The organism is Gimesia fumaroli (assembly GCF_007754425.1).
Taxonomy (GTDB): domain Bacteria; phylum Planctomycetota; class Planctomycetia; order Planctomycetales; family Planctomycetaceae; genus Gimesia; species Gimesia fumaroli.
Genome location: NZ_CP037452.1, coordinates 5,093,824 through 5,115,111 on the forward strand (window position 1 = coordinate 5,093,824; position 21,288 = coordinate 5,115,111).

The window sequence follows — 21,288 nt, forward strand, 5'->3', positions numbered from 1 at the left end:
AGGCCTGACATCCTGAAAGTAATGGTTTAGACAGAATACCAGTATAGCAGGTTCGATTACTCTGGCTTCTGCAAGTCGGTCCAGGATTTCAATCAGTGGGTTTATTTGTTCAAGGAGTAGGACAATGATTGCGACAATAAAAACGGCGTTGAACACGCAATCGATTTCAGAGTTGGTAGAAGAAGTGAGCACCATCCTTGAGACAGGAGCCGGCTGCTGGAAAGTGGAATATGAAAAGCGGGTTCTGTTTCTGATTGTTGATGAAATCCACGACCGTGTACGGATCATGACGCCGATCCTGAAAGAAGAAGACCTGGATGAAGATGATTTATGGGAAGTCATGGAAGCCAACTTTGACCGTTCCCTTGATGCACGCTATGCGATTGGTGATGGCGTGCTCTGGTCTCTATTTTTACATCCCCTGACCGACCTGAGTCGCAATCTGTTTTTAGACGGACTGGATCAGGTCGTCACATTGGCTAATAACTTCGGCGGATCTTACTGCAGCAGCGATATCATTTTTGGCTCGGATTAATCGAAATCCTCTTCCTGATCAATGATCACCGTACAGTCAGGCAGACTGTCCAGAAATTTCTGACCATAACGTTTCGTGCGTACCCGCGGGTCGAGAATGACGACCTGCCCCTGGTCACTGGCAGAGCGAATCAACCGGCCGAACCCCTGCTTGAGTTTGATCACCGCTTCGGGAATCTGATAATCCATAAATGGATTTCCGCCTCGACTGCGAATCGCTTCGACCCGGGCCTCGAGTAGGGGATGATCGGGCACACTGAAAGGGAGCTTGGTAATAATCACATTCGTGAGCGCATCGCCGGGAACGTCGATCCCCTGCCAGAAACTGTCTGTGCCAAACAATACCCCCCGGGGATTATTCCGAAACCGCTCCAGCATTAAGGAACGCGGTAGACCTTCGCCTTGCAGATACAAAGCGAGATTATGTTCCTGCAGCCAGCCACTGATTCGATCGGCACACTGCGTCATCATTTTATAACTGGTAAACAGTGCAAACGCATGACCGTCTGTCTGTTCGATGTACTGTTTTAATTTGTCGGCCACCGCCGCTTCGTAGGCAGCTGGTGCCTCACCAGGATCGGGCATCGATCCGGGCAAAATCAGGCGGACCTGTTCCCGATAATTAAACGGACTCCCCAGCTTCAGTTCTTCGCACTGTGTTAATCCGAGCCGAGAGCGAGTGAAACTGAAATCCTGATCGCCGACCGCCAGTGTGGCGCTGGTCAAAATCACGGTGTTCGCCTGATTGAACAGTTCGTCACGAAGCACCGGCCCAACATCGACGGGCGCATTCACCATTTTGACCCGCTGTGTTCGTCCTCGCGAAACTTCCACCCAGTAAACCGAATCGCCGTCTGCCTGCTGTGTAAGCCAGCTGTTCAGCGCATCTCCCAATGCAGAACTGCGTTCGGCGACCGCCTGCAGTTCAATTTTTTCTTCTTCACTCTTGAGTGAAAATGCATACTCGGAAATTTGCGCTGCCAGTAACTTCATCTCGTGCGTGACCGCATTCTCAATCGGTGGTTGCTGCCGAATACGTCGATTCGACAAGCCCTGACTCGACTGCCATTCCAGTAAATGATCAAACAGATCTTCGACCATAAATCGCAGACGCGTGACATGCTGCTGACAATCGATCAGATTGTGGTGCAGCAGCAGGCCTTTCTGAGTTCGGTCGTTATAGAGTTTGTTAAACAGGTAATCGAATTGGCTGTTGGTAATGGACAGACCAAGATGATCGCCGGCAACCGCTTCAATCGTATGTGCTTCATCCAGAATCACTGTGTCGTAATCAGGCAGGATGCTGCTGCCTTCACGGCGAATCGCCAGATCGGAGAAAAACAGAGCATGATTCACAACCAGCACATCCGCATTCCAGACACGACGGCGTGCCCGATAATAGAAGCAGTCATTGTACGTTGGACACCGTTTCCCCAGACAGTTCCCGTGTTCGCTTTGGATTTCATCCCAGATCTTGGGAAGAGGCCGAAATTCCAGGTCCGCCCGACTGCCGTCACTGGTCTTGCGCGACCATTGCACTATCTGGTCGAGTTGACTTAATTCGTCTTCCCGCGAAAACGTACTGCTGGCTCGATCGACGGTCCCTTTCAAGCGACGCAGGCTCATATAATTGGAACGACCTTTCACCAACACCGCCGAAAATTCAACTGGGAGAACCGCGTTCAAAAACGGGATGTCCCGGTTGATCAACTGTTCCTGCAGGCTGATCGTATTCGTCGAGACGATCAGTCGTTTGCGATCTTTTCCCGAGCGGGTTTCATTCTGTTTACAGGTCGCCAGAATTGCAGGTACCAGATAGGCAAAACTTTTCCCGACCCCGGTTCCGGCTTCCACAAGCAAATGGTTTTTCTGCTCAATCGCCTGTGCGACGGCTTCGGCCATTTCCAGTTGCTCGGGACGATGCTCGTAACGTTCGAGTCTCTGAGCGACTTTGCCTTCGTTGCCGAGAATTGAAATCACATCGGTTGTCAAAGTGGGCCTCATCTGTTGAGTGGGTGCCTGAATGAGACCAGCCAATCCTTGAGCGGTCTCTGAGAGAGTGTTTTATTTCTTGCGACGAAAGCAGACAACACACATGTCGTCGTTTTGCGTGGAGTCGTTTTGGAACTGCTCGACATCAGACAAGAGACCTTTCACAAGCGGCTCAACCTCATCTGGCCCCGACTTCAGATATTTCACCAGACGATCTTTATGATACAGGTTATTCTTCTGGTCCATCGCTTCCGTGACTCCATCCGTGTAAAACAAAAGAGTATCCCCTGGTTCGAACAAAATCGTTTCGACATGAAACGTCTGTTTCTTCATCACACCCAATGGCATGCCGGACTTCTCTTGCGCCACAGGCTCCACGGTTCCGTCGGCACTTTTTCGGAGCAACGGCGCCATATGTCCTGCATTAACAATCGAAACAGTATGCTTTTTCGGATCAAGCACAGCCAACACGAACGTGATAAACCGCAGTCCGACTCCACTGGATGCGATTTCCGCATTTAACTCGCCCAAGGCTTTTTCCGGAGTATTTCGGGAAAGCACCTGATAGCGTGCAGAAGCGTAAAGCCGTGCCATCAGAATCGCCGCGGGAACACCTTTGCCCGCCACGTCGCCTAAGGTGACAACCAGTTTCCCATTCGGAAGCTGGATATAATCAAAATAATCGCCGCCCACGCTCTGTGCTGACTCGTAGTAATCAAAGAATTCGTACTCTTTGAATTTTGGACGGCTGTGCGGCAACAGTCCTAACTGAATCTGATGGGCAAATTCCAGATCGCGCTCAATGTCTCGCTGTTTGACCAGATCCTCATGCAGTTTGGCATTTTCAACCGCCAGGCTCGCCTGTTGTGCAATCGCCACCATCACATCCAGATCGTCCTTGTTAAACTGCTGACCGATATCGCGGCTCGCAATTTGAATGACTCCCAGAATGTCGCCCCCCTGGGAAACCAGTGGTACACACATCATCGACCGAATACGGAGTGAGGTAATACTCTCGCTCATTTTGAAGCGATCGTCTTCGACAGCATCGGCGCTCAGAATGGCAGAACCACTCATGATTGCCTGGCGTACGATGGTCGTACTGATCCGGATCGAATCTTCATCTTCCGCACGACGGGCTTTCGTAGCTTTCACTACCAGTTTCTTCCGTTCCGGGCTCTGCAACATGATGAAACCCTGATCCGCCTGCGCGAAGATCTTAAACAGACCATCCAGAATACGAGGCAGCACCTCATCCAGTTTCAAAGCACGACTGAGAATCTGACTGATTTCCAAAACTGCATGCAGTTTGACTTCCGGCTTTACACTGATTCGCAACTGGCTGCTGCTGTTTAGATCAAGCTGGCTGATAATCGAGGAGCCATCCAGTACACCTTCATGAGATCCCCCATCCAAGGCAACGACATGTGAGCCTTGTTTCAAGCTCTGATTGCTGACTTCCATCGTCTGTTGAATGGCCGAGTCAAGGAAATCCGGCGAATCCTGATAGTCTAACAGGAACTGCATCTGAATATCACAGATACTGATCGTATCGTTTTCGTGCAATTCCGTGCGGCCCTCAATGACCGTTCCGTTCAACAGGGTCCCGTTGCGGCTGTGCAAATCTTCCAGATAGAAGAAGCCGTGACTTTCCAGAATCTGGGCGTGATAGCGGCTGACAGCGACATTATCGAGCACAATCTCACAGTTGGGATGCCGGCCCATGATAACCCGATCGCCACTGAGTTCGATAATCTGTTCGGGAACTTTCCCTTTTAAAATTTGTAAAATCGCCACCGCTGTGCCCAAATGTTTTGAAATTGGCCTGAGAAACGAAATTGACGCTCCTGTCTGGGGCGCCGTTCAAACGAAGCTGAACCTGCAATCATTATAGGTCATTGCTCACGAAAAGACATCTCTCCTCGACTGGAGCTCGGAAGATTGTCAGAACTCACCCCGGTTTTCCCTCAGGTCTAGCCGGGGCTTTCAAGGGCCGGGGGATCTAACTTCCTCATCATCGAAATTGGAGAGGTCGCGAATAAACTCGCTGTTATCGACCTCATCCGCTTTCAGAGCAATCTGATTCTCCTCTAACGCCGTTACGACATATTCGATCAAACCCGCATCCAGATCATTCACATGATCTCGTACTCGGATATCCCAGATATCCTGAGCCCCCCGCGCATTTCCATTAATACTCTCCAGCGCCATCAACCCCGCATAACCATTTACTTCATATTTTGGCTGACCCGAGTTTGCCAGTTCCTGAAAAATGGCCTTAGCTTCGTCATATCGATCTGGTTTGATCAATAAGATACCTAAACGAATCTGAGCAATGTTTTTGTAAACTGCACTTACAGGCTCATAGTTGATGACTGCCTTCCAGGCTTCTTCTTTATCTTTCAATCGCATCGCAAGAAAGAACTGCGCTATCGCCGTTTTTTCATGGGGAATGATACTCTCGACTGCTTCCCCGCCTGCCTGCTCCTGGAACGGTGCGTTCAATGGATCACCGGGGCGATTCACCCAACCGATAGCAGCCGCCACACCTCCCAGACAGAGTGATGCCAAAATGAACGCCAGAAGTTGCTTCTGAAATCCCCGATTACTCTGAAAAGGAATCAGTGATGTCCAGTTTCGCCCCTGCTTCAGTGAAGGCTGTTCCGGAATTTTCTTAATTGCCTGCATCAGCTCAGCCGCATTCGCCGGACGTTTATCTGGATCTTTTTCCATCATGCGATGGATAAGATCGCAGAGCTCGACAGGAAGGTCCGGTCGGCGTTTCGACAAGGACGGCGGTGGCTCGTTCAAATGCTTGACGGCAATCGAAAGTGCGGTTTCTCCATGAAAGGGCGGACGCCCGGAAATCAGATGATAGCACGTGACCCCCAGCGAATAGATATCACTCCGCTGATCAAGCGGCTTGCCGTTGACTTGCTCCGGACTCATATACAAAGGCGTACCCATCGTGGTGCCTACCTGGGTTAGTTCGACGCGTTCGTCCGACTGTGCAATTTGGGCGAGGCCAAAGTCGGCCACTTTGATCAGTTTCCGGGACGTAATCATGATATTTTCGGGTTTGATATCCCGGTGCACAATCCCTTTTTCCGCAGCAGCATTCAATGCCGCGGTCACCTGTCGCATGATCCGCAAAATCAACGTACAATCGGGGGGAGCATTGCGGGCGAGATGTTCTCTTAAATTGATCCCGCGCACATATTCCTGTGCGATGTAATGCGTGCCTTCAAAATCGCCCGTCATATAAACCTGAACAATATTCGGATGCGTCAGTCCGGCGGCTGCTTTTGCCTCGCGTTCAAAACGTCTGACATGCGTTTCATCACTCATCAGTTCGTTGTGCATTACCTTGATGGCGGCTTCACGTTTGAGAGAGACCTGCTCGGCCAGATAAACGGTGGCCATTCCGCCCTGCCCCAACTTTCTCAGTATCTTGAAATCATCTAACTGCCGTCCGATGAGATTCGTTGAGGGCCCCTTCTCCGAGGTCCGAGGAGTTTCGCTGGTTTGATAAATCGTTTCCTGAGTGGAATCAGAGTCCTCAATGCCCGGTGCCTGCTGCGTACGTACTCCTTTTCCCTGGCTTGAGGGCGGCGGGGAACTTTCTCCGGTCGCTCCAGCCGAGACCGGTCTGATCTTTTTGCGTCGTTTGTCAGATGGCATAAGTTGTTGTCTGGCAGTATCGTAAGTCGTTTATCACCTGATAGAAAGAAGTACACACTCTCCATAATAGAGGTGATACCCTTTGAGGTATAGAGAAAGTTTTCAATTGTCGCAAAAAACTTACTGTGGAGAGAAAAACAACAGACTTTCGGCCCGGTTTTTCACATTTTGCGGTCTGCCAGACGATTCAGAATTGCGGCCCCTTCCTCCAGCACCGGATTCTCCTGCGCATAGGAAATTCGAAAATGTGTGTCACGATTACTGAACACATTGCCGGGTATAATCAGCAGGTTATTTTTGATTGCTTCGGTGCAGAATTCGGTCCCCGTTCCCCACGGTGTTTTGAGGAACATATAGAAAGCGCCGCCGGCACCGGCAATTTCGAATTTGTCTGATAAGCGATCCCGCATCAGGTCACGTTTCTCGTGGTATTCTTCTACCCGATCTGAAATGTCACATTCCAGTGCCGCCAGCCCCGCCCATTGCACCGGATGCGGCGCACAGACAAACGTGTATTGCTGTAGCTTAATCATCTGTTGCACGACGCTCTTGGGGCCATGCACAAAGCCAAGTCGATGTCCGGTCATCGAATGTGACTTACTGAACCCGTCGATCACAATCGTTTTCTCATTAAAAGCAGCCGGGCTGATAAACGACTCGTCGTAGCAGAAGGAACGATAGATCTCATCGCTGACCAGTGCGATATTCTTTTCCGCCGCCAGTTCTGCCAGAGCACGCGTCTCTGCTTCGGATGCAACATGACCGGTCGGATTGCTGGGACTATTGAACAGAATCAGCTTGGTGCGATCGGTAATGGCAGCACGTACTTTTTCGATATCGATCGTGAAATCTGGATAGGTCTCCACAAAAACCGGTTTGCCACCGACAACCCGCGTCAGATGTGTATACATCACAAAATAAGGATCGAAGACAATCACTTCATCCCCCGGATTGACCAGGGCATTCAAAACCAGCATCAATGCGCCACTGGTACCACTGGAAATAAAGACCTGGCGATCTGCATGATGATATTCGGCGTCGACCCGTGATTGTATTTTCTCAATTAATGGCGCAATCCCCTGCGTCTGGCTATAAGCATTTTTTCCGTCTCGGACCGCCTGACATAAAGCATCCTTAATAGTATCAGGAGTATCAAAGTGTGGCTGTCCGATACTCAAATTAACCGGGTTCTTCATGTTTGCCGCCAGATCGAATACTTTTCGAATTCCTGAGGCATCAATCAGATGCATGCGGTCGGCTATCCATTCTTCGCTCATAGGATTTACGTTCTTTTTCTGATAGGGCTGTGGGATGTCAGATCAAAGTGGACTGACACACTGATTATAACTCGAAAATGATTCTGAAAGAAGGATACCGGTCAGCGGTTTTCGTGAATGTGTTTTGATAAAAAGTACAAGCCGGCATAAATCCGCGCATCCAGCAGACAACCTCGTTTCTGTGCGGCCTGTAACCATGACTCGATTTCACAGAAAGGAACCGCGTGCACGGTGATCTTTTCCGATTCATCTCCGCCTCCGTCCGCAACTTTTTTGAGATCCAGCGCCAGAAAGAACTCAACGGCTTCATCAGTCAGACCGGCAGAAGAAACGGTGGCCCCCAGGGGAAGCATGGTCTGTGCGACATAGCCTGTTTCTTCGAGCAGTTCCCTCGCAGCCGCTGTCTCGAACGCTTCCTGTTCCTGTCCTTCGATGTCTCCTGCTAGTCCTGCAGGAAACTCAATCACCGGAGCATTAACGGGGGGCCGAAACTGTTCGACCAGAATTACTTCGTTCTCTTGTGTGAGTGGAAACAGACAGACAACGCCGGTTGAATTCACGCGTTGGACAAATTCCCAGCGCCCGCGTTTGATTAATTTTATGAAACGGGCTTCAGCAATCGTCTGATCTTCGTCGCTCATCGATGTCTTTCTATACTTTAGCGGTTTTTTCTCGCCAGTCCATAAAACGACAGTAGAGGTTTCTGATGGTGAACTGCCCCAATCACTTGCTTATCGATTGATCTACTGATTGAGATCATCAAGAATGGAGATTAATTTCACTGACTCACTTTTTCAACATCAATCAAGAGGCACTGTTTTGATGCACAACTTGACGTTGAGGTTCACCCGATATTTTGCCTTCCGGTTTTCTATGCTGCTGATTGTAGGGGCCTCAATCGGTTTTTGCCACGGACACTCAGTTCAAGCCGCTACGAAATTTGCCGCTACGGCAGACCAGAAACACTTTCCCATCAAAAAAAGCTGGGGAACCATCAGTGCACTTCCACTGGGATTAGAACTGAAACTCTCTGATTCCGAGTCCCCGAAAAGCGTCACAATCCCCCGGATGAACAACCGCGTGAAAACGATTTACCTTTCAGGCGATACTGCCAGGAAACCGCTCACCCTGAAACCGGGCATTGAGGAATGGGAAATTCTGCTGCCTCAATCTCTGACGCCACCAGTGACCGTGATCGTTGAATTCAAAGAGGCACCCACTCTGCCTGTAAAACCGAGCGTCATTTCAGAGACTGCCGATCAGCAGATCGTTCTGGATGCGAAGGACGCAGTCGTACATGGAACGCTGCTACGCTACGAACCGCAGCCTCATAAAAATACGGTCGGCTATTGGGCCAATGAAAACGACTGGTGTGAATGGAAACTGGATCTGAAAACACCCGGTGTATTTGATGTTTATCTGCTGCAAGGCTGCGGCCGCGGACAGGGAGGTAGTGAAGTTCAAGTTTCAGTCAATGACCAAAAGCTAAAATTTACCGTGGAAGAGACCGGCCACTTTCAGAATTTTAAAGAACGTCACATTGGAAAACTCAAGATCAATCAAACCGGCGTGCAGTCACTCCAGGTGAGACCAGTTACAAAAGCGAAAAATGCAGTAATGGACGTACGACAAATCCGCCTTGTCAGACAATAACAGATTTTAAAACAGCCAAATTTTCTTACACCTTTGAACCGGACTTTAGGAACGATTTATGAAACAGCTCGCCCTTTTTCTCTTATCGCTAGTGTTATTGAACCAGGTCGGCACCGCCGACGATTCAATCGTTGATACTTCCTCTCCCCTGGAAACGATCGCCACCGATTTCGGACTGGCGGATGGCCCTGCCTGGGATGGAGGAGGCAATCTGTATTTCCCCGACGTCAAAGGGGGCAAACTATATCGTTATCATCCCCGCTCCGGCAAAGTCTCGGTTTTCCTGGATGATGCCGGCCGAATCAGCGCCAGTTATTTCAATCACGGCAAACTGTATCTGTCAGACAATGGCGCCAGCCAGATCAGTGTGTTGAAGGGGAAACAGAAAACCCGAATTGCCGGTCAACCAGCAGACACCAAGCCTCCCCGCCGCCCCAACGATCTGGTCGTTGATCAAGATGGGGGAATCTATTACACACTCACAGGCCAGGGAGAAGTCATCTATATTTCTCCTGAAGGGAAGCAGTCCGTCGCCATCAACGACATCAAAACACCCAACGGTTTGATCCTCTCACCCGATGGAAAGACGCTCTACGTTGCCGCCTATGTCCCAAAAGAGATCTGGGCTTATGACGTGACCAAGCCGGGCGTTACCGCCAACGGGAAATTATTTGCGAAAATGGATTCGGGGCCAGATAAAGGAGCCGACGGCATGACTGTGGACCGTGCGGGCAACGTCTATTGTGCAGGCCCTGCGGATATCTGGATCTGGAATCCCCAAGGCAAACTACTGGCCAAAATTCATACGCCGACTCGTCCTATTAACTGTGCGTTCGGTGACCAGGACCTGCGCTCGCTCTACATCACCGGCTTTGGCGGATTATATCGTCAACGGATGAATGCTTACGGCTGTGTGCCGGAACCCGCTTCCGAGCCGACGAAGAAAACCAGTTCCAAACGCCCTGCGACAAGTGTGCCGGATTCGGTCACCCCTCATTTGAATGTAGTTTATGGCCAGGCCGGACCGCGTAAATTACTGGCTGATATCTTCGTGCCCAAAGGGAACGGCCCGTTCCCCGCTGTGGTCGTCGTGCATGGCGGCGGTTGGTTGAATGGAGACAAAGCCAAGTTCCGCGCTCTGGCGATTGCACTCGCAGAACGGGGTTATGTCACAATGGCCGTTGGGTATCGCCTGGGACATGAAGCAAAGTTTCCCGCAGGAATTCAGGACTGTAATGCCGCCGTTCGGTTTTTACGGGGGAAAGCAAAACAGTATCACGTCAATCCACAGCAGATCGGTGCCGTGGGAGGTTCTGCCGGCGGTCACCTGGTCGGACTCATGGCGGCGGCACCACATGTTAACGCATTGCAGGGAGACGCCGGTCACCAGGACCAGTCTTCCGCTCTGCAGGCAGCGATTGTGATGGCCGGGCCAATGCAGATGGCTTCAGGCTCGGTCGCGGAACGCTCTCGTAAGAGTCCCCAGAAATCCAATTCGAATCAATGGCTGGGAAAAACCATCGATGAAGCACCCGCGTTATACGAACTGAGTGATGCTTATCTGCATCTTTCCGAGAAGACACCCCCGCTGTTATTTATGATGGGAGAGCATGATCATCCAGAACGAAATGCCCCCTCACGTGAAAAACTGAAGTCGCTGGGCGTCACAACCGGCGTCAAAGTGTATCCCAACGGGAAACATGGTTGCTGGAATCAACTGCCGTGGTTCAACGACATGGTCGTAGACATGGATCAGTTCTTTCAGGAGCACCTGAAATAAGCAATGATAATGAGAATGAAAGAGGGCAATGGCCCGTTACTTGTCCTCTTCATCCTCATCATCGAATTCGTACTCATCGCTGAAATCAAATTCTTCTTCTTCGATTTCACCGCTGATTTCACTGTCGCTTAACTCGTCGACTTCGCCAAAGTCGAGGTCATCGCCTGAGGCGAGCATATCGTCATCTTCTTCAAATTCGTCTTCAGCGAATTCATCAGAAAGCTCGGCTGCCGAATCGGAGACGAAATCGTCTTCGTCTTCCTCATCCGCTTCGAGTTCGGGTTCGTCTTTGCTTTTGGATTTTTTCTTCGAGGCGCCCTTGGGGCCAAAGATCAAGGCACCGACGGGTAAGATCGTCAGAAAACCGCTCAGCAACAGCGTCAGTCCTGCCACACCCAGCAGCGTAGTTGACATGGCTTCTGCATGATTCAGAAATGCCATCACCAGCAGGTAAGTCAAAAGACCGCCGGGGATTGCCGCCACCAGTGACATCAGAGGGAGTTGTAGTTTCGACACAATCGCTGTTCCTGAAATGGGCTGAAATTCAAAAGCGGAATATCATTGACAAACGCCGTGCCGACACAAAACCGGGATACGTAGCGCTGTGACACTATCGTAGAGTGGAATTGGACGGCTTTTCAAGCCTGGATTTTAAAATGTTCTCTTTAAATATAGAGTCCGGTTTGACTGTCTCGCCTGTTTGCTGGTATTGGTATTCCAGATAGGTCGCATTTAATCTGCTTAACTGGACTAAGTATCACAACGGTCACAATCCGACAATTTCAATGAATGAGCTTGAAGGAAAGAGGAATTGATGCCTGAATTGAAGTGGAATCAGCTGAACCAGAACATCGTAGACTGCACAAAATGTGAACGATTACTGACACATTGCCAAAAAATCGCCGCCGAAAAACGCAAATCCTTCAAGGACTGGGACTACTGGGGCAAACCGGTGCCTAATTTTGGTGATCCGCAAGCAGAACTGCTCATTGTGGGTCTCGCGCCGGCAGCACACGGGGCAAATCGTACCGGAAGAATGTTTACGGGAGACCGCAGTGGGGACTGGCTGTATCGGGCATTGTTCAAAGCGGGGTTCGCGAATCAACCTCAGGCGGAGCGCATCGATGATGGATTAGAGTTGAAAAACTGTGTCATCACCGCCACCTGTCATTGTGCCCCGCCGGCGAATAAACCGACACGTGAGGAAGTTGAAAACTGTCATCCCTGGCTGGAACAGACCGTTGACCTGCTTCCCGTCAAAGTCTTCCTGGCGTTAGGTCAGATCGGCTGGAAAGCAGTGCTGGATTTCAAAAAACGCCAAGGCAAATGGGACGGCAAAAGGCCCACCTTCTCACACGGTGCCTCATTTCAGTTTCCCGACGGACACTGGCTCGTTGGCAGTTATCACCCGAGCCAGCAGAACACGTTCACCGGGCGGCTGACCGAGCCCATGTTCGATTCAGTCTTTAAGCTGGTCAAGACGAAATTGAAAGCAAGTGCGTAGGCGATTAAGGCCGCTTTATTTCCGATCTTCCATGCCTACCACACGGTGAAAGTGGAGTTCAACTTCACGATCCACAACACGGCGGACCCCTTCCACGAGACATTCCGGCTCATGCTCAGTTTCGCCGATCCGCTTAATCTCTTTCAACGAAGTCCCCGGGGAAACCGTAAACGCGTTCTGGTGGATAATCTGATTGCCCGCGTCCAGCTCGGGAATAATAAAATGAATGGTGGCGCCAAACGTCAACATATGATGGCTGAATGCATCTTCGTAAGGCTGGAAACCCGGATAGGACGGAAGCAGCCCATGATGCAGATTGATGATTCTCCCGCCAGCAAAACTCCAGCATATGCTGGGGGGTAAGACGCGCATGTAACGGGCCAGCAACACATAATCGACCTCATAAGAGTCAAACAGTTCGACCATGCGTGTATTGTCCGGATTGCCGCGTTCATCGCCGATATTATGAAAATCAACCTGATGCTTTTCGGCTAGCGACTGACAACGGTCCCGGTTTCCAATAATCACAGCGGGTTCTGCTTTGATCACGCCCTCCTGGATGGCATTCAGCACCGCTTCCGCGGGTTCGCTGCGGTAGGTCGTGCAAATGGCAACGCGGGGGGGGCGATCATGCTCATCACGTGCCCAGACTCGTAGCGTCAGTCCCTTTTGCGTGCCGATCTGCATGATCCGCTCGCGCAGAACAGCAATAGGTTCCACATCTGTAGGCCAGTCGATTCGCAGCAACATCGCGAATAGATGCTCGGAATCATGGTCATACATTTGAATTTCGTGAATATTCGCCCCCACGCCAGTGACATAATGCACGATGGGGTCGGCCAAACCACGATTGTCCGGACCAACGGCGGTAATAGTAACCTGCATATTATTGAAAACGCTTTCTAAGTGGATTCATTCACACGTGTGCCACGACACAAAACATCTCGTACTTAACTTTAACACATGGGTGCGTTCCTTACTGAAATAAACTCAGAAGCAGGAGCAGTTTCTGTATGGCATCATCTACACATTCGTCTCATCGCCCCTCTTCGTGCATTGGTAGTCTTCTTAAAGTCGTTTATTAAGTAAACACCTACTATAGGAGGGGTTACACTCATTTCGTTTTGTCATCCGTATTAAATTATGAACAAATAATTAACTCTCCCTGATCATTTCGTATCACAAATTATACAAAAACGTTCACTGTATAATCCACTTCATGTATCCATTAGAACAGATACAAAATCACCTATACATCCACTAAACAGTGTCAATAAAAGTGATTGTGAAGACTTTTCTAAAATTGCGATCTGGATCGTTTATAAAGCCCCCCTGTTTGGCATGCGCTCTGCTTTTTTATTCAGTTTAGCAGTTTGGGAAATTCAATGAAACAAGCCTACAAATAAAGGCCTAACCCCAAACGCAATGTGAGTGAACCGGTTCTCACATCTTCGTTTGGTTCACCTGAGTTTCCTGGTTAGTGGGTCCTCCAGCCAGTCATTCAGACTGCAGCTGATTCTCACTCGCAATTGCTGAAGTGTATGGAATCATCCATACCTGACAGATTCTCTCGGCTCAAGATTCCTCAATCTTGGACCAAATCTTTGTCCTCTCTAAAAAGGAACTCAATTATGATGAATCAATTCTGGAAAAATGAAGCCGGTTTCATTATCGCCGCAGAAATTGTTCTCGTTCTTACCATCGGCTGCATGGCGATGGTCGTCGGCCTCAGCCAGATTGCCGTCGCTATGAACACAGAACTAAACGATCTTTCGAATGCCTTTGGATCATTCAATCAAAGTTTCATTGCCACAGGTTTTGAGGGAAATGAATCTTTATACCTTGGCTCAAAGTTCACTGATACAATTGATGACTGTGATTTAAACACGACCTGTGATTTGTTGATACCAGCAAGCAGATCAAGTTCTGAAGGCGGCATCTTAAGGTAAGCTGATCCGTTCGAGAAAGTGACCTGATCTTAACTAGTCGAGGTCTCCGGGAGAGATTCGGCTCTTCCGGAGACCCTGCTCGAACCAATCATTTTTTCTTCTGGCAGTTCTGAATCATTAGCGAAATCAAGTTTTACGACTGACTCTGGTTTTTGTATTCAACTTGAGAGTCAACCCGCTTTCAAGCAAATTAAACAGATTATGATCAATAAATCGATTTGTAGGACATCATAAACAGAAAATGTAAAGCGGTGTTTAAGATCTCTTACAAAATATTAGTTCTGCTCCACATTCTATCCAGGGTTTATCTGGATGAATGATTGTTAAACTTGAGAGGTAAAAGGTGTTAGGCACAAATTTCCGTATCTGTGCATTGGAGGGTTTGTAAAGATTATTCCTCTGGCATGATCTATGCAATCATCAAGAGCATAATGGGAATTCTATGAATTGGCCCCTATGTTGAGGGTTCTATCTCCAAACACAGTTTGAGTTACCGGTGCTTAGATCGTTGTTTGGTATTCCTGAATTCTCAGTTATTGGAAGTATTCTGACAAGCAACTAGTTTGCTTATCTGGACGGCTGATAACAGATGCGGAAGCGTATGCGAAAAATCATGCATACGTGGTCTCTCTCGATTCAGATTTCTCGATCTGAATCGAACACCTTTTACTCTCAAGTTTAAAAACAAGGAACTCAAACATGTTGAAACAACTTTGGAATGACGAAGCTGGTTTCGTAATTTCTGCGGAATTAGTTCTCGTTCTGACTATCGCCGTTCTGGCCATGATCGTTGGACTGAGCGAAGTCGCTGTCGCTGTAAACACTGAATTAAACGATATTTCAAACGCAATCGGAGCCCTGAACCAGAGCTATGCTTATACTGGTTTCACTGGAAATGGTGGAAAAAGCAAGAGCTTTTATGCCGGTTCACGGTTTAACGACGCTACTGATGACTGTGACCTGAACACCACATGTGACCTGGTAACTGGTACTGCCATCGTTACCGCTTCTGAAGCTATTACTCCTTAGTATTAGTTTTAGTTCATAGTAATTACGAAAACTCTGTTCAGGTATCATCCTGAGCAGAGTTCTCTCAAAATGACTTAGTCACTCTGAATTGACGACCTGGCAAGCCATACCCAGGGCGATTCGGAGACGATGTATAATAATTCGCTCAACTGATTGACAGTCGTTTTAACAGACTGTTCAAGATTTTTGATAGCCTGTGTTGCCGGAAGACAACCAATCAATCTTTCTACGTCTTTATGACTCTCTCATCGACTATCTATGTAAATTCTATCTTTGATTACATTTATAGCGATTCCAAAGATGTGTTTCTTTCTCTCCACACGCTTTGTGGACTTCTGGCATCAATGTTTCTTTTTTTGTCTGGCACACCGACTGCGTTATGGGCTGAGCATAACAAGTTGAATCGAATTGAAAAAACCAGGACGTCTGGTTGGTTTATGATCACATATTGATTCGCAGCGTTGTGACCCGTGTTGAGGCTTCTTCTATTTCTTGCGATTTGTCCCCGAAAGAAGAAGAGGAGCTAACTGCATTGCATGAAGGTGAGAGAGCATTCAATGCGAATGATGCCATTGGCACCATTTTGGGCTTCCATTGCTCCGCGGGTCATAACGTGTGCATTTAAAGATATTTAGGAAAACAATACTGCAGTTTGTACCGTGAAATTACTGGCCGGTAATTTCACAAATGTGCCTGAATGGAGCGTTGTCTCTGACTCTGGCTTTGAGAGAAATATTGCTCTTGTGATATGGATCTCTTCGTTTTGGATCCGTTTTTCATTTTGAAAAATCGATCCGCAAATCGTCTCTCAACTAAATTTAAGAAAAAACCAAGGAACTCACTAGTATGTTAAATCAACTTTGGAACGATGAAGCAGGTTTCGTAATTTCCGCAGAATTAGTACTCGTTTTGACCATCGCTGTACTGGCTATGATCGTCGGACTGAGCGAAGTTGCTGTTGCTGTTAACACTGAATTGAACGACATTTCAAACGCAATCGGATCACTGAACCAGAGCTATGCTTACACTGGTTTCGCTGGAACAGGTGGAAAAAACAAGAGCCACTACGCTGGTTCACGTTTCAACGACGCTGTCGATGACTGCGACCTGAACACCACTTGCGATCTGGTAACAGGTTCAACTGCTGTAACTGCTTCTGAATCAGTTACTCCGTAATTTTGATTACGATCAAATTCACAAACTCTGTTCAGGAGCTTCCTGAACAGAGTTTTTTTCCAAATGGGGGATAAAAAATCATGATGCGGGCTTTATGGCAAGATGAAAGTGGATTTGTAATTTCAGCAGAACTGGTTCTGGTGCTGACCATCGTTGTGCTGGCTGTGATTGTCGGACTGAGTGAAGTCGCTATTTCTGTAAACACCGAATTAAACGATGTCTCAAATGCGATCGGGGCACTGAATCAGAGTTATGCTTATACCGGTTTTACTGCCAGCACGTTCTGTGAAGGTAAAGCGAAAAGTCACTACGCTGGTTCCGCGTTTCATGATGCAGTCGATGACTGTGATCTGAACACGTCCTGTGATCTGGTGACAGGAACAAACGCCGTGACTGCTTCTGAAAGTGTCACTCCGTAATTCCAACTGTAACAACTCAACTCTCTCAGAGAACCGGTGGGATCCCCGCCGGTTCTTTTTTTACGATTAGAGAGACTTACACTTTGTTTAAAAAATGTGTTCAACCCACTTAACATCCGGGACCAATCGCGCTCCCCCTGGTTTCCCGGCGTTTACCCTAACAGAAAAGACGTAAACAAAGGGTAACAAAAGAGATAAGCCTGCTCTTTCGAACGCGGATTTCCTCATTGGTGCTGTTCTGGCACACAGTCTGCGTTTAGTTTCGTCAGGTCGATGTTTTGAATGCATGTTCAAACAAAATTGACTGAAACGTAAAAACACTCTCTCACGAAAACAAACACTCTCTCACAGTGCCGAACATCGTTTAATCGAAGTTCAGGCACGCTCTACAACTAAGTTAAGGGGACTCTCAAATGTTAGGTATCGTACGCCGTTTGTACAATGACGAAGCAGGTTTCATCATTTCAGCCGAATTAGTTTTGGTCTTAACGATCGCTGTCCTGGCAATGATCGTTGGCTTAAGCGAAGTTGCCGTCGCCGTGAACACGGAATTGAACGACGTTTCCAACGCAATTGGTGCGCTGAACCAGACGTACGCCTTCACCGGTTTCTGGTCAGGCAGCCACGGCAAAACCAAAAGCTATTACATGGGCAGTGAATTTGACGATGCCTTTGACGATTGTGACTTGAACACAAGCTGCGACATCGTCTGTGGGGCAGAAGGCCTGCGATCTGAAGGTGGCTATTAAGCCTTGACACTGAATTGACTGCCTGGATTCTTAGGCAGTCATTTAGACAGAAAAGAGTTTGATTGCTTTTCGTCGATCATTCCCTGCAGGGAATATAAAAATAGAGGCAAGTTTCAAATGAAACCTGCCTCTATTCGTTTACTTCACAAGCGAATCGCAAAGTCGACTATGCAGAAACATCTGGTTTTTCTGGTGCCGATTTGGGATTTGCTTCTGGTTCTGGCAGTGGTTCCGGAACCACTGGTTTTGCTGATTCCCGACTTTGAGGTACCAGCCCACAATTGCCGGTTGCACAGGCAGTCGTCGGACAGACCGTTTGGGGAACCATTGTGCAAACTTCGTAAGGAACCTTACGAGCCACACACTTGGAAACATAGCGTGTGCAATTAACTGGTACCTGTTTTGGTACGCAACGAGCAACACGGTGTGTGACTGTGAACGGAACTTTCCGAGTGATGCACTCAGCAACTTTGCGGGTGCATTTCTCTGAAACCATTTTACAGGTTTGCACGGGAACTTTACGGACTCGTTCTTCACAAACCCAGTTACAGGTCTGGTAAGGAACTTTCTGAGCAACCGTTTCCGTGACCCAGCGACAAGTCCGGTAAGGAACCTTGGTGACAACCACTTCCGGTACCATTTTACAGACTTTGACAGGAACCTTTTTAACGATCACTTCAGGCACATAACGTGTCACCTGAACCGGACAGCTCTGACGAACCACCTGGGGAACGTATTGCGTACAAGGAACCTGGCAAGCGACTCTTTTCAGTCGCCAGACTTTCCGACAGTGTGTTCTGCCGGGAACCTGAACCATGGTCATCCGGGGAACGCCACAGGCATCCGTCGTCCAACAAGGACGACATTTGCCCCGTTTTTGAATCTGTTTGGTTTCCCAAACGCCCCGTAAACGGTGCACGGTACGGTACGTGGTCACGGGTTTCATCACCGTGTAGCAACGTTCCTGGTTCACGGTTTCCGTAACAGGACGCATCACCGTCTGGCGGCATTCCTGCTCGATTGTTTCCACAACCGGTCGCATCACGGTACGACGACACTCCCGCTCATGATTTTCCCAGACAGGGCGCTGTACCTGATAACTGCAATCGCGATACTTAGTCTCGACAACAGGGCGTCGCACAGTGTAACGTTCTTCACGTTCCGATGTTTGATATACCGGTTTCTGTACCGTATATTCGACATCGCGGTAAACCGTTTCATTCACCATGCGATAACAGGTTTGTTTCTTGTCTTCGTAGACTGTCTCGTATTCAGTACGATAAGCCGTATACTGCTGAGGTTCTAAAACCCGGTCGTATACTGTACGGTAGCATGTTTTCCGCTCAACACGACAAGCGGTGTAACAGGCCGTTGGTTGACAGGCAACAGTGGGGCAACAGTTATAACTGGCTGCTCCAAAATACCTGCAGGCTTGTGCTGAATCGCTGACAGCCAGCATTGCCACAGCGGCAAATGCCAAGGCTAAAGTCTTTCTCATTTTTCCCCCTCCAAAAAAGTGCGTCACATGATGAAAGTGTGCGTTTTCCGAATTTCCATTTCATACATGACTGCCTGCATTATTGACATGACCTGAAAAAAGATGCAAATCAAAAGCTGACGTCTCGTATGGAAAAAACAAAATCGCATCGGATTGTTCTATCTAGCACTCAAGCATAGATCACATAGTTTTGGTAACTTGAGGAAAAAAGGGGGATATAACTTTTTAGTTAAGAGGTCGATCGCGCTTTCACTTTACAATCGTTATCACCTGCAAAGTTTCACAAAAGCAACACAGGTGCGCGTTAAACTATTGTCAGATAGCAACATGAGCCCGAAACACAACAGTAGACCGGGACCCAAAAACGTCTGGCATCCAGGCATCTAAATGGTTGGATGCATTCAGGTTCAGAAATCTTCAGAAAATTGCTGCTGTACCGATTCGAAATCTGCAGGCGTATCCAGATCAATCAGAATTTCCGGAAAATCGCATTCGAACAATTTGGGTTGAATCCCATGATTCTTCCATAATGCATTGATTCCTTCATCATTCTGAAGCGCAAAGACGTCTCTGGAAACGGACCAGCGAAAAAATGCGGGATGTCCTTTTTGATTCTGAAAGGTCGGAACCATGACGTCTGCCTCGCATTGCTCCCAGGCCTGATAAAGTACTTCAAGCACCTCACGCTTGAGGACCGGATGATCTGCGGGGATTAACAGCCAGCTGTCCTGTTCTTCAGGTTGATAGTGGGCTTCAATCCACTCCAGACCAATTTGAACGCTTTGTTTCATATCGGGCGGATCTACTTCTGGTTGAATCAAATCCAGATCCATATCGGAAAGATGATCTTTCAATCGCTCATCATCCTTGCGGGTTACAATCACAATCCGGGTAATAAACGGCGCACTTAATCCGTGAACCAGTCGCTGGATTACGGTTTCCTTACCAAGTGTCAGCAGCAGTTTGTGTGTACCCATGCGGCGGCTCCTGCCAGCAGCCGGAATAATGACAAACAGTCGTGGCGGTGTATTTACGTTGCTCATTCGGATAAAATATCAATGACTTGTTCAAACAGAAATACTGAAAACCACAGGGCCGCTCGCAAACTGAGCCCCCTGCTCTCTCTTATTACTTGAGGTAGTTTAGTGCAAATCTTATTAACCAACGATGACGGAATTCATGCCCCTGGGATTCGAAGCCTGCAAAAGGCGCTCACCCAGCTGGGCGATGTCGAAGTCGTTGCCCCTTTATCTGAGCAGAGTGGCGTCGGCTTAAGTATCACCTATCTTCATCCACTGATGATACATCAGGAATTCGAAGAGGAACAGCACTGGGGCTGGGCCGTTGCCGGCAGTCCGGCAGATTGTGTCAAACTGGGAATCCTGGAATTCTGCCCTAAACGCCCCGATCTGATAGTGAGCGGGATCAATTCCGGGTCGAACGTAGGAATCAATGTACTGTATTCGGGAACCGTCGCCGGTGCGATTGAAGGTGCTTTTGCCGGCATCACCTCGATCGCCATTTCCGCCGCCAGTAGTTTTTCGAATGACATCAAACCTGACTATGATCAATATGCAGAACAGAGTATTCCAATCATCAAAAAACTATTACAGGAAAACTCAGGTTCCAATAGACTCTGGAATGTGAATTTTCCGGAAACGAAACCAGAATGGCCACGCGGCGTGAAATGGACATCACTCGGCGTCAAACGACACTTTGATGTGATGGAAAAACGCATCGACCCACGAGGACGCCCTTACTACTGGAGTGGTCTGGATCCCATTAGTAACCACCGACTGGAAGCAGGCACCGACATACAGGAGTTATCCGAAGGCTTTGTAACGGTCACTCCGCTCAAGTTTGATCTCACCGATCATACATTACTCAATGAAACATTAAACGGAGAGACTAACCGAGAACTCGATCTGGATTTACAAAATCCAGGATGACGGTCAGCTGAATCGGGGTGCAAAATTTGACATTCGGCTTCAATTCCAGTTACCATTGACGTTAGTGAATCCATTTTCATTTGATTGATTTTTTCAGT

19 protein-coding genes are annotated in these 21,288 nt (G+C 48.4%); 10 read left to right on the forward strand and 9 right to left on the reverse strand.

Features of this window, described 5'->3' with window-relative positions; translation table 11 throughout:
- The first annotated feature begins 124 nt into the window (after positions 1–124).
- Positions 125–535 (forward strand): hypothetical protein, encoded by a 411-nt coding sequence (locus Enr17x_RS19320; protein ID WP_145311358.1) that lies wholly within the window; start codon positions 125–127, stop codon positions 533–535.
- Here Enr17x_RS19320 and Enr17x_RS19325 read toward each other — a convergent pair.
- From Enr17x_RS19325 to Enr17x_RS19345, 5 genes are all read right to left on the reverse strand, one after another.
- The gene (locus Enr17x_RS19325; protein WP_145311359.1) at positions 532–2,538 is read right to left on the reverse strand and encodes an ATP-dependent DNA helicase; all 2,007 of its coding nucleotides are present in this window, start codon (positions 2,536–2,538) and stop codon (positions 532–534) included. The two genes, Enr17x_RS19320 and Enr17x_RS19325, sit on opposite strands and share 4 nt — an antisense overlap.
- Before the next feature lie 60 nt (positions 2,539–2,598).
- Positions 2,599–4,323, reverse strand: coding sequence for a SpoIIE family protein phosphatase (locus Enr17x_RS19330; RefSeq protein WP_145311360.1), 1,725 nt, complete (start codon positions 4,321–4,323; stop codon positions 2,599–2,601).
- Positions 4,324–4,512: 189 nt separating this feature from the next.
- Positions 4,513–6,207: a serine/threonine protein kinase gene (locus Enr17x_RS19335; protein WP_145311361.1), complete on the reverse strand. Its 1,695-nt coding sequence runs from the start codon at positions 6,205–6,207 to the stop codon at positions 4,513–4,515.
- Between the two features lie 161 nt (positions 6,208–6,368).
- Positions 6,369–7,484, reverse strand: coding sequence for a pyridoxal phosphate-dependent aminotransferase (locus tag Enr17x_RS19340; RefSeq protein ID WP_145311362.1), 1,116 nt, complete (start codon positions 7,482–7,484; stop codon positions 6,369–6,371).
- A 101-nt stretch (positions 7,485–7,585) separates the two neighbouring features.
- Positions 7,586–8,125: an NUDIX hydrolase gene (locus Enr17x_RS19345; RefSeq protein ID WP_145311363.1), complete on the reverse strand. Its 540-nt coding sequence runs from the start codon at positions 8,123–8,125 to the stop codon at positions 7,586–7,588.
- A 181-nt stretch (positions 8,126–8,306) separates the two neighbouring features.
- Between Enr17x_RS19345 and Enr17x_RS19350 the strand changes: the two genes are divergently transcribed.
- Both Enr17x_RS19350 and Enr17x_RS19355 read left to right on the forward strand, forming a co-directional pair.
- Positions 8,307–9,137 carry a DUF5077 domain-containing protein gene (locus Enr17x_RS19350; protein ID WP_145311364.1) on the forward strand — a complete coding sequence of 277 codons (831 nt, stop codon included), beginning with the start codon at positions 8,307–8,309 and terminating at the stop codon, positions 9,135–9,137.
- Positions 9,138–9,195: 58 nt separating this feature from the next.
- Complete coding sequence (locus tag Enr17x_RS19355) at positions 9,196–10,917, forward strand: SMP-30/gluconolactonase/LRE family protein (protein ID WP_145311365.1); 1,722 nt, start codon at positions 9,196–9,198, stop codon at positions 10,915–10,917.
- 36 nt (positions 10,918–10,953) lie between these two features.
- Here Enr17x_RS19355 and Enr17x_RS19360 read toward each other — a convergent pair whose 3' ends face one another.
- Complete coding sequence (locus tag Enr17x_RS19360) at positions 10,954–11,433, reverse strand: hypothetical protein (protein WP_145311366.1); 480 nt, start codon at positions 11,431–11,433, stop codon at positions 10,954–10,956.
- A 298-nt stretch (positions 11,434–11,731) separates the two neighbouring features.
- Here Enr17x_RS19360 and Enr17x_RS19365 point away from each other — a divergent pair, with 298 nt between their 5' ends.
- Positions 11,732–12,421, forward strand: a complete 690-nt coding sequence (locus Enr17x_RS19365; RefSeq protein WP_145311367.1) for a uracil-DNA glycosylase — start codon at positions 11,732–11,734, stop codon at positions 12,419–12,421.
- Between the two features lie 15 nt (positions 12,422–12,436).
- On the opposite strand, the gene Enr17x_RS19370 is transcribed toward Enr17x_RS19365, so the two are convergent.
- Entirely contained in the window at positions 12,437–13,306 is an 870-nt protein-coding gene (locus Enr17x_RS19370; protein WP_145311368.1) for a formyltetrahydrofolate deformylase, read from the reverse strand.
- Between the two features lie 749 nt (positions 13,307–14,055).
- Here Enr17x_RS19370 and Enr17x_RS19375 point away from each other — a divergent pair.
- The 5 genes from Enr17x_RS19375 to Enr17x_RS19395 all read left to right on the forward strand — a co-directional run bounded on the left by Enr17x_RS19375 (position 14,056) and on the right by Enr17x_RS19395 (position 17,743).
- Entirely contained in the window at positions 14,056–14,370 is a 315-nt protein-coding gene (locus Enr17x_RS19375) for a hypothetical protein (protein WP_315853002.1), read from the forward strand.
- Positions 14,371–15,069: 699 nt separating this feature from the next.
- On the forward strand, positions 15,070–15,399 hold the full coding sequence (locus tag Enr17x_RS19380; RefSeq protein ID WP_145311370.1) for a hypothetical protein: 330 nt from the start codon (positions 15,070–15,072) through the stop codon (positions 15,397–15,399).
- A gap of 846 nt (positions 15,400–16,245) precedes the next feature.
- On the forward strand, positions 16,246–16,575 hold the full coding sequence (locus tag Enr17x_RS19385) for a hypothetical protein (RefSeq protein ID WP_145311371.1): 330 nt from the start codon (positions 16,246–16,248) through the stop codon (positions 16,573–16,575).
- A gap of 80 nt (positions 16,576–16,655) precedes the next feature.
- Positions 16,656–16,994 (forward strand): hypothetical protein, encoded by a 339-nt coding sequence (locus Enr17x_RS19390; RefSeq protein WP_145311372.1) that lies wholly within the window; start codon positions 16,656–16,658, stop codon positions 16,992–16,994.
- Between the two features lie 413 nt (positions 16,995–17,407).
- Positions 17,408–17,743, forward strand: coding sequence for a hypothetical protein (locus tag Enr17x_RS19395; protein ID WP_390620949.1), 336 nt, complete (start codon positions 17,408–17,410; stop codon positions 17,741–17,743).
- Between the two features lie 166 nt (positions 17,744–17,909).
- Here the strand turns inward: Enr17x_RS19395 and Enr17x_RS19400 are convergent, their stop codons facing one another.
- Both Enr17x_RS19400 and Enr17x_RS19405 read right to left on the reverse strand, forming a co-directional pair.
- On the reverse strand, positions 17,910–19,241 hold the full coding sequence (locus Enr17x_RS19400; protein ID WP_145311373.1) for a hypothetical protein: 1,332 nt from the start codon (positions 19,239–19,241) through the stop codon (positions 17,910–17,912).
- A gap of 407 nt (positions 19,242–19,648) precedes the next feature.
- The gene (locus tag Enr17x_RS19405; RefSeq protein WP_145311374.1) at positions 19,649–20,284 is read right to left on the reverse strand and encodes a nucleotidyltransferase family protein; all 636 of its coding nucleotides are present in this window, start codon (positions 20,282–20,284) and stop codon (positions 19,649–19,651) included.
- A 102-nt stretch (positions 20,285–20,386) separates the two neighbouring features.
- On the opposite strand from Enr17x_RS19405, the gene surE reads away from it, so the two are divergent.
- Entirely contained in the window at positions 20,387–21,190 is an 804-nt protein-coding gene (gene surE / locus Enr17x_RS19410; RefSeq protein ID WP_145311375.1) for a 5'/3'-nucleotidase SurE, read from the forward strand.
- The last annotated feature ends 98 nt before the right edge of the window (positions 21,191–21,288 follow it).

Excerpts from the sequence above, each read along its gene's own strand:
- Enr17x_RS19320 (WP_145311358.1), top strand. The coding sequence starts at position 125 with ATGATTGCGACAATAAAAACGGCGTTGAACACGCAATCGATTTCAGAG.
- Enr17x_RS19325 (WP_145311359.1), bottom strand. The coding sequence starts at position 2,538 with ATGAGGCCCACTTTGACAACCGATGTGATTTCAATTCTCGGCAACGAA.
- Enr17x_RS19335 (WP_145311361.1), bottom strand. The coding sequence starts at position 6,207 with ATGCCATCTGACAAACGACGCAAAAAGATCAGACCGGTCTCGGCTGGA.
- Enr17x_RS19340 (WP_145311362.1), bottom strand. The coding sequence starts at position 7,484 with ATGAGCGAAGAATGGATAGCCGACCGCATGCATCTGATTGATGCCTCA.
- Enr17x_RS19345 (WP_145311363.1), bottom strand. The coding sequence starts at position 8,125 with ATGAGCGACGAAGATCAGACGATTGCTGAAGCCCGTTTCATAAAATTA.
- Enr17x_RS19350 (WP_145311364.1), top strand. The coding sequence starts at position 8,307 with ATGCACAACTTGACGTTGAGGTTCACCCGATATTTTGCCTTCCGGTTT.
- Enr17x_RS19355 (WP_145311365.1), top strand. The coding sequence starts at position 9,196 with ATGAAACAGCTCGCCCTTTTTCTCTTATCGCTAGTGTTATTGAACCAG.
- Enr17x_RS19365 (WP_145311367.1), top strand. The coding sequence starts at position 11,732 with ATGCCTGAATTGAAGTGGAATCAGCTGAACCAGAACATCGTAGACTGC.
- Enr17x_RS19370 (WP_145311368.1), bottom strand. The coding sequence starts at position 13,306 with ATGCAGGTTACTATTACCGCCGTTGGTCCGGACAATCGTGGTTTGGCC.
- Enr17x_RS19375 (WP_315853002.1), top strand. The coding sequence starts at position 14,056 with ATGAATCAATTCTGGAAAAATGAAGCCGGTTTCATTATCGCCGCAGAA.
- Enr17x_RS19380 (WP_145311370.1), top strand. The coding sequence starts at position 15,070 with ATGTTGAAACAACTTTGGAATGACGAAGCTGGTTTCGTAATTTCTGCG.
- Enr17x_RS19385 (WP_145311371.1), top strand. The coding sequence starts at position 16,246 with ATGTTAAATCAACTTTGGAACGATGAAGCAGGTTTCGTAATTTCCGCA.
- Enr17x_RS19390 (WP_145311372.1), top strand. The coding sequence starts at position 16,656 with ATGATGCGGGCTTTATGGCAAGATGAAAGTGGATTTGTAATTTCAGCA.
- Enr17x_RS19395 (WP_390620949.1), top strand. The coding sequence starts at position 17,408 with ATGTTAGGTATCGTACGCCGTTTGTACAATGACGAAGCAGGTTTCATC.
- Enr17x_RS19400 (WP_145311373.1), bottom strand. The coding sequence starts at position 19,241 with ATGAGAAAGACTTTAGCCTTGGCATTTGCCGCTGTGGCAATGCTGGCT.
- Enr17x_RS19405 (WP_145311374.1), bottom strand. The coding sequence starts at position 20,284 with ATGAGCAACGTAAATACACCGCCACGACTGTTTGTCATTATTCCGGCT.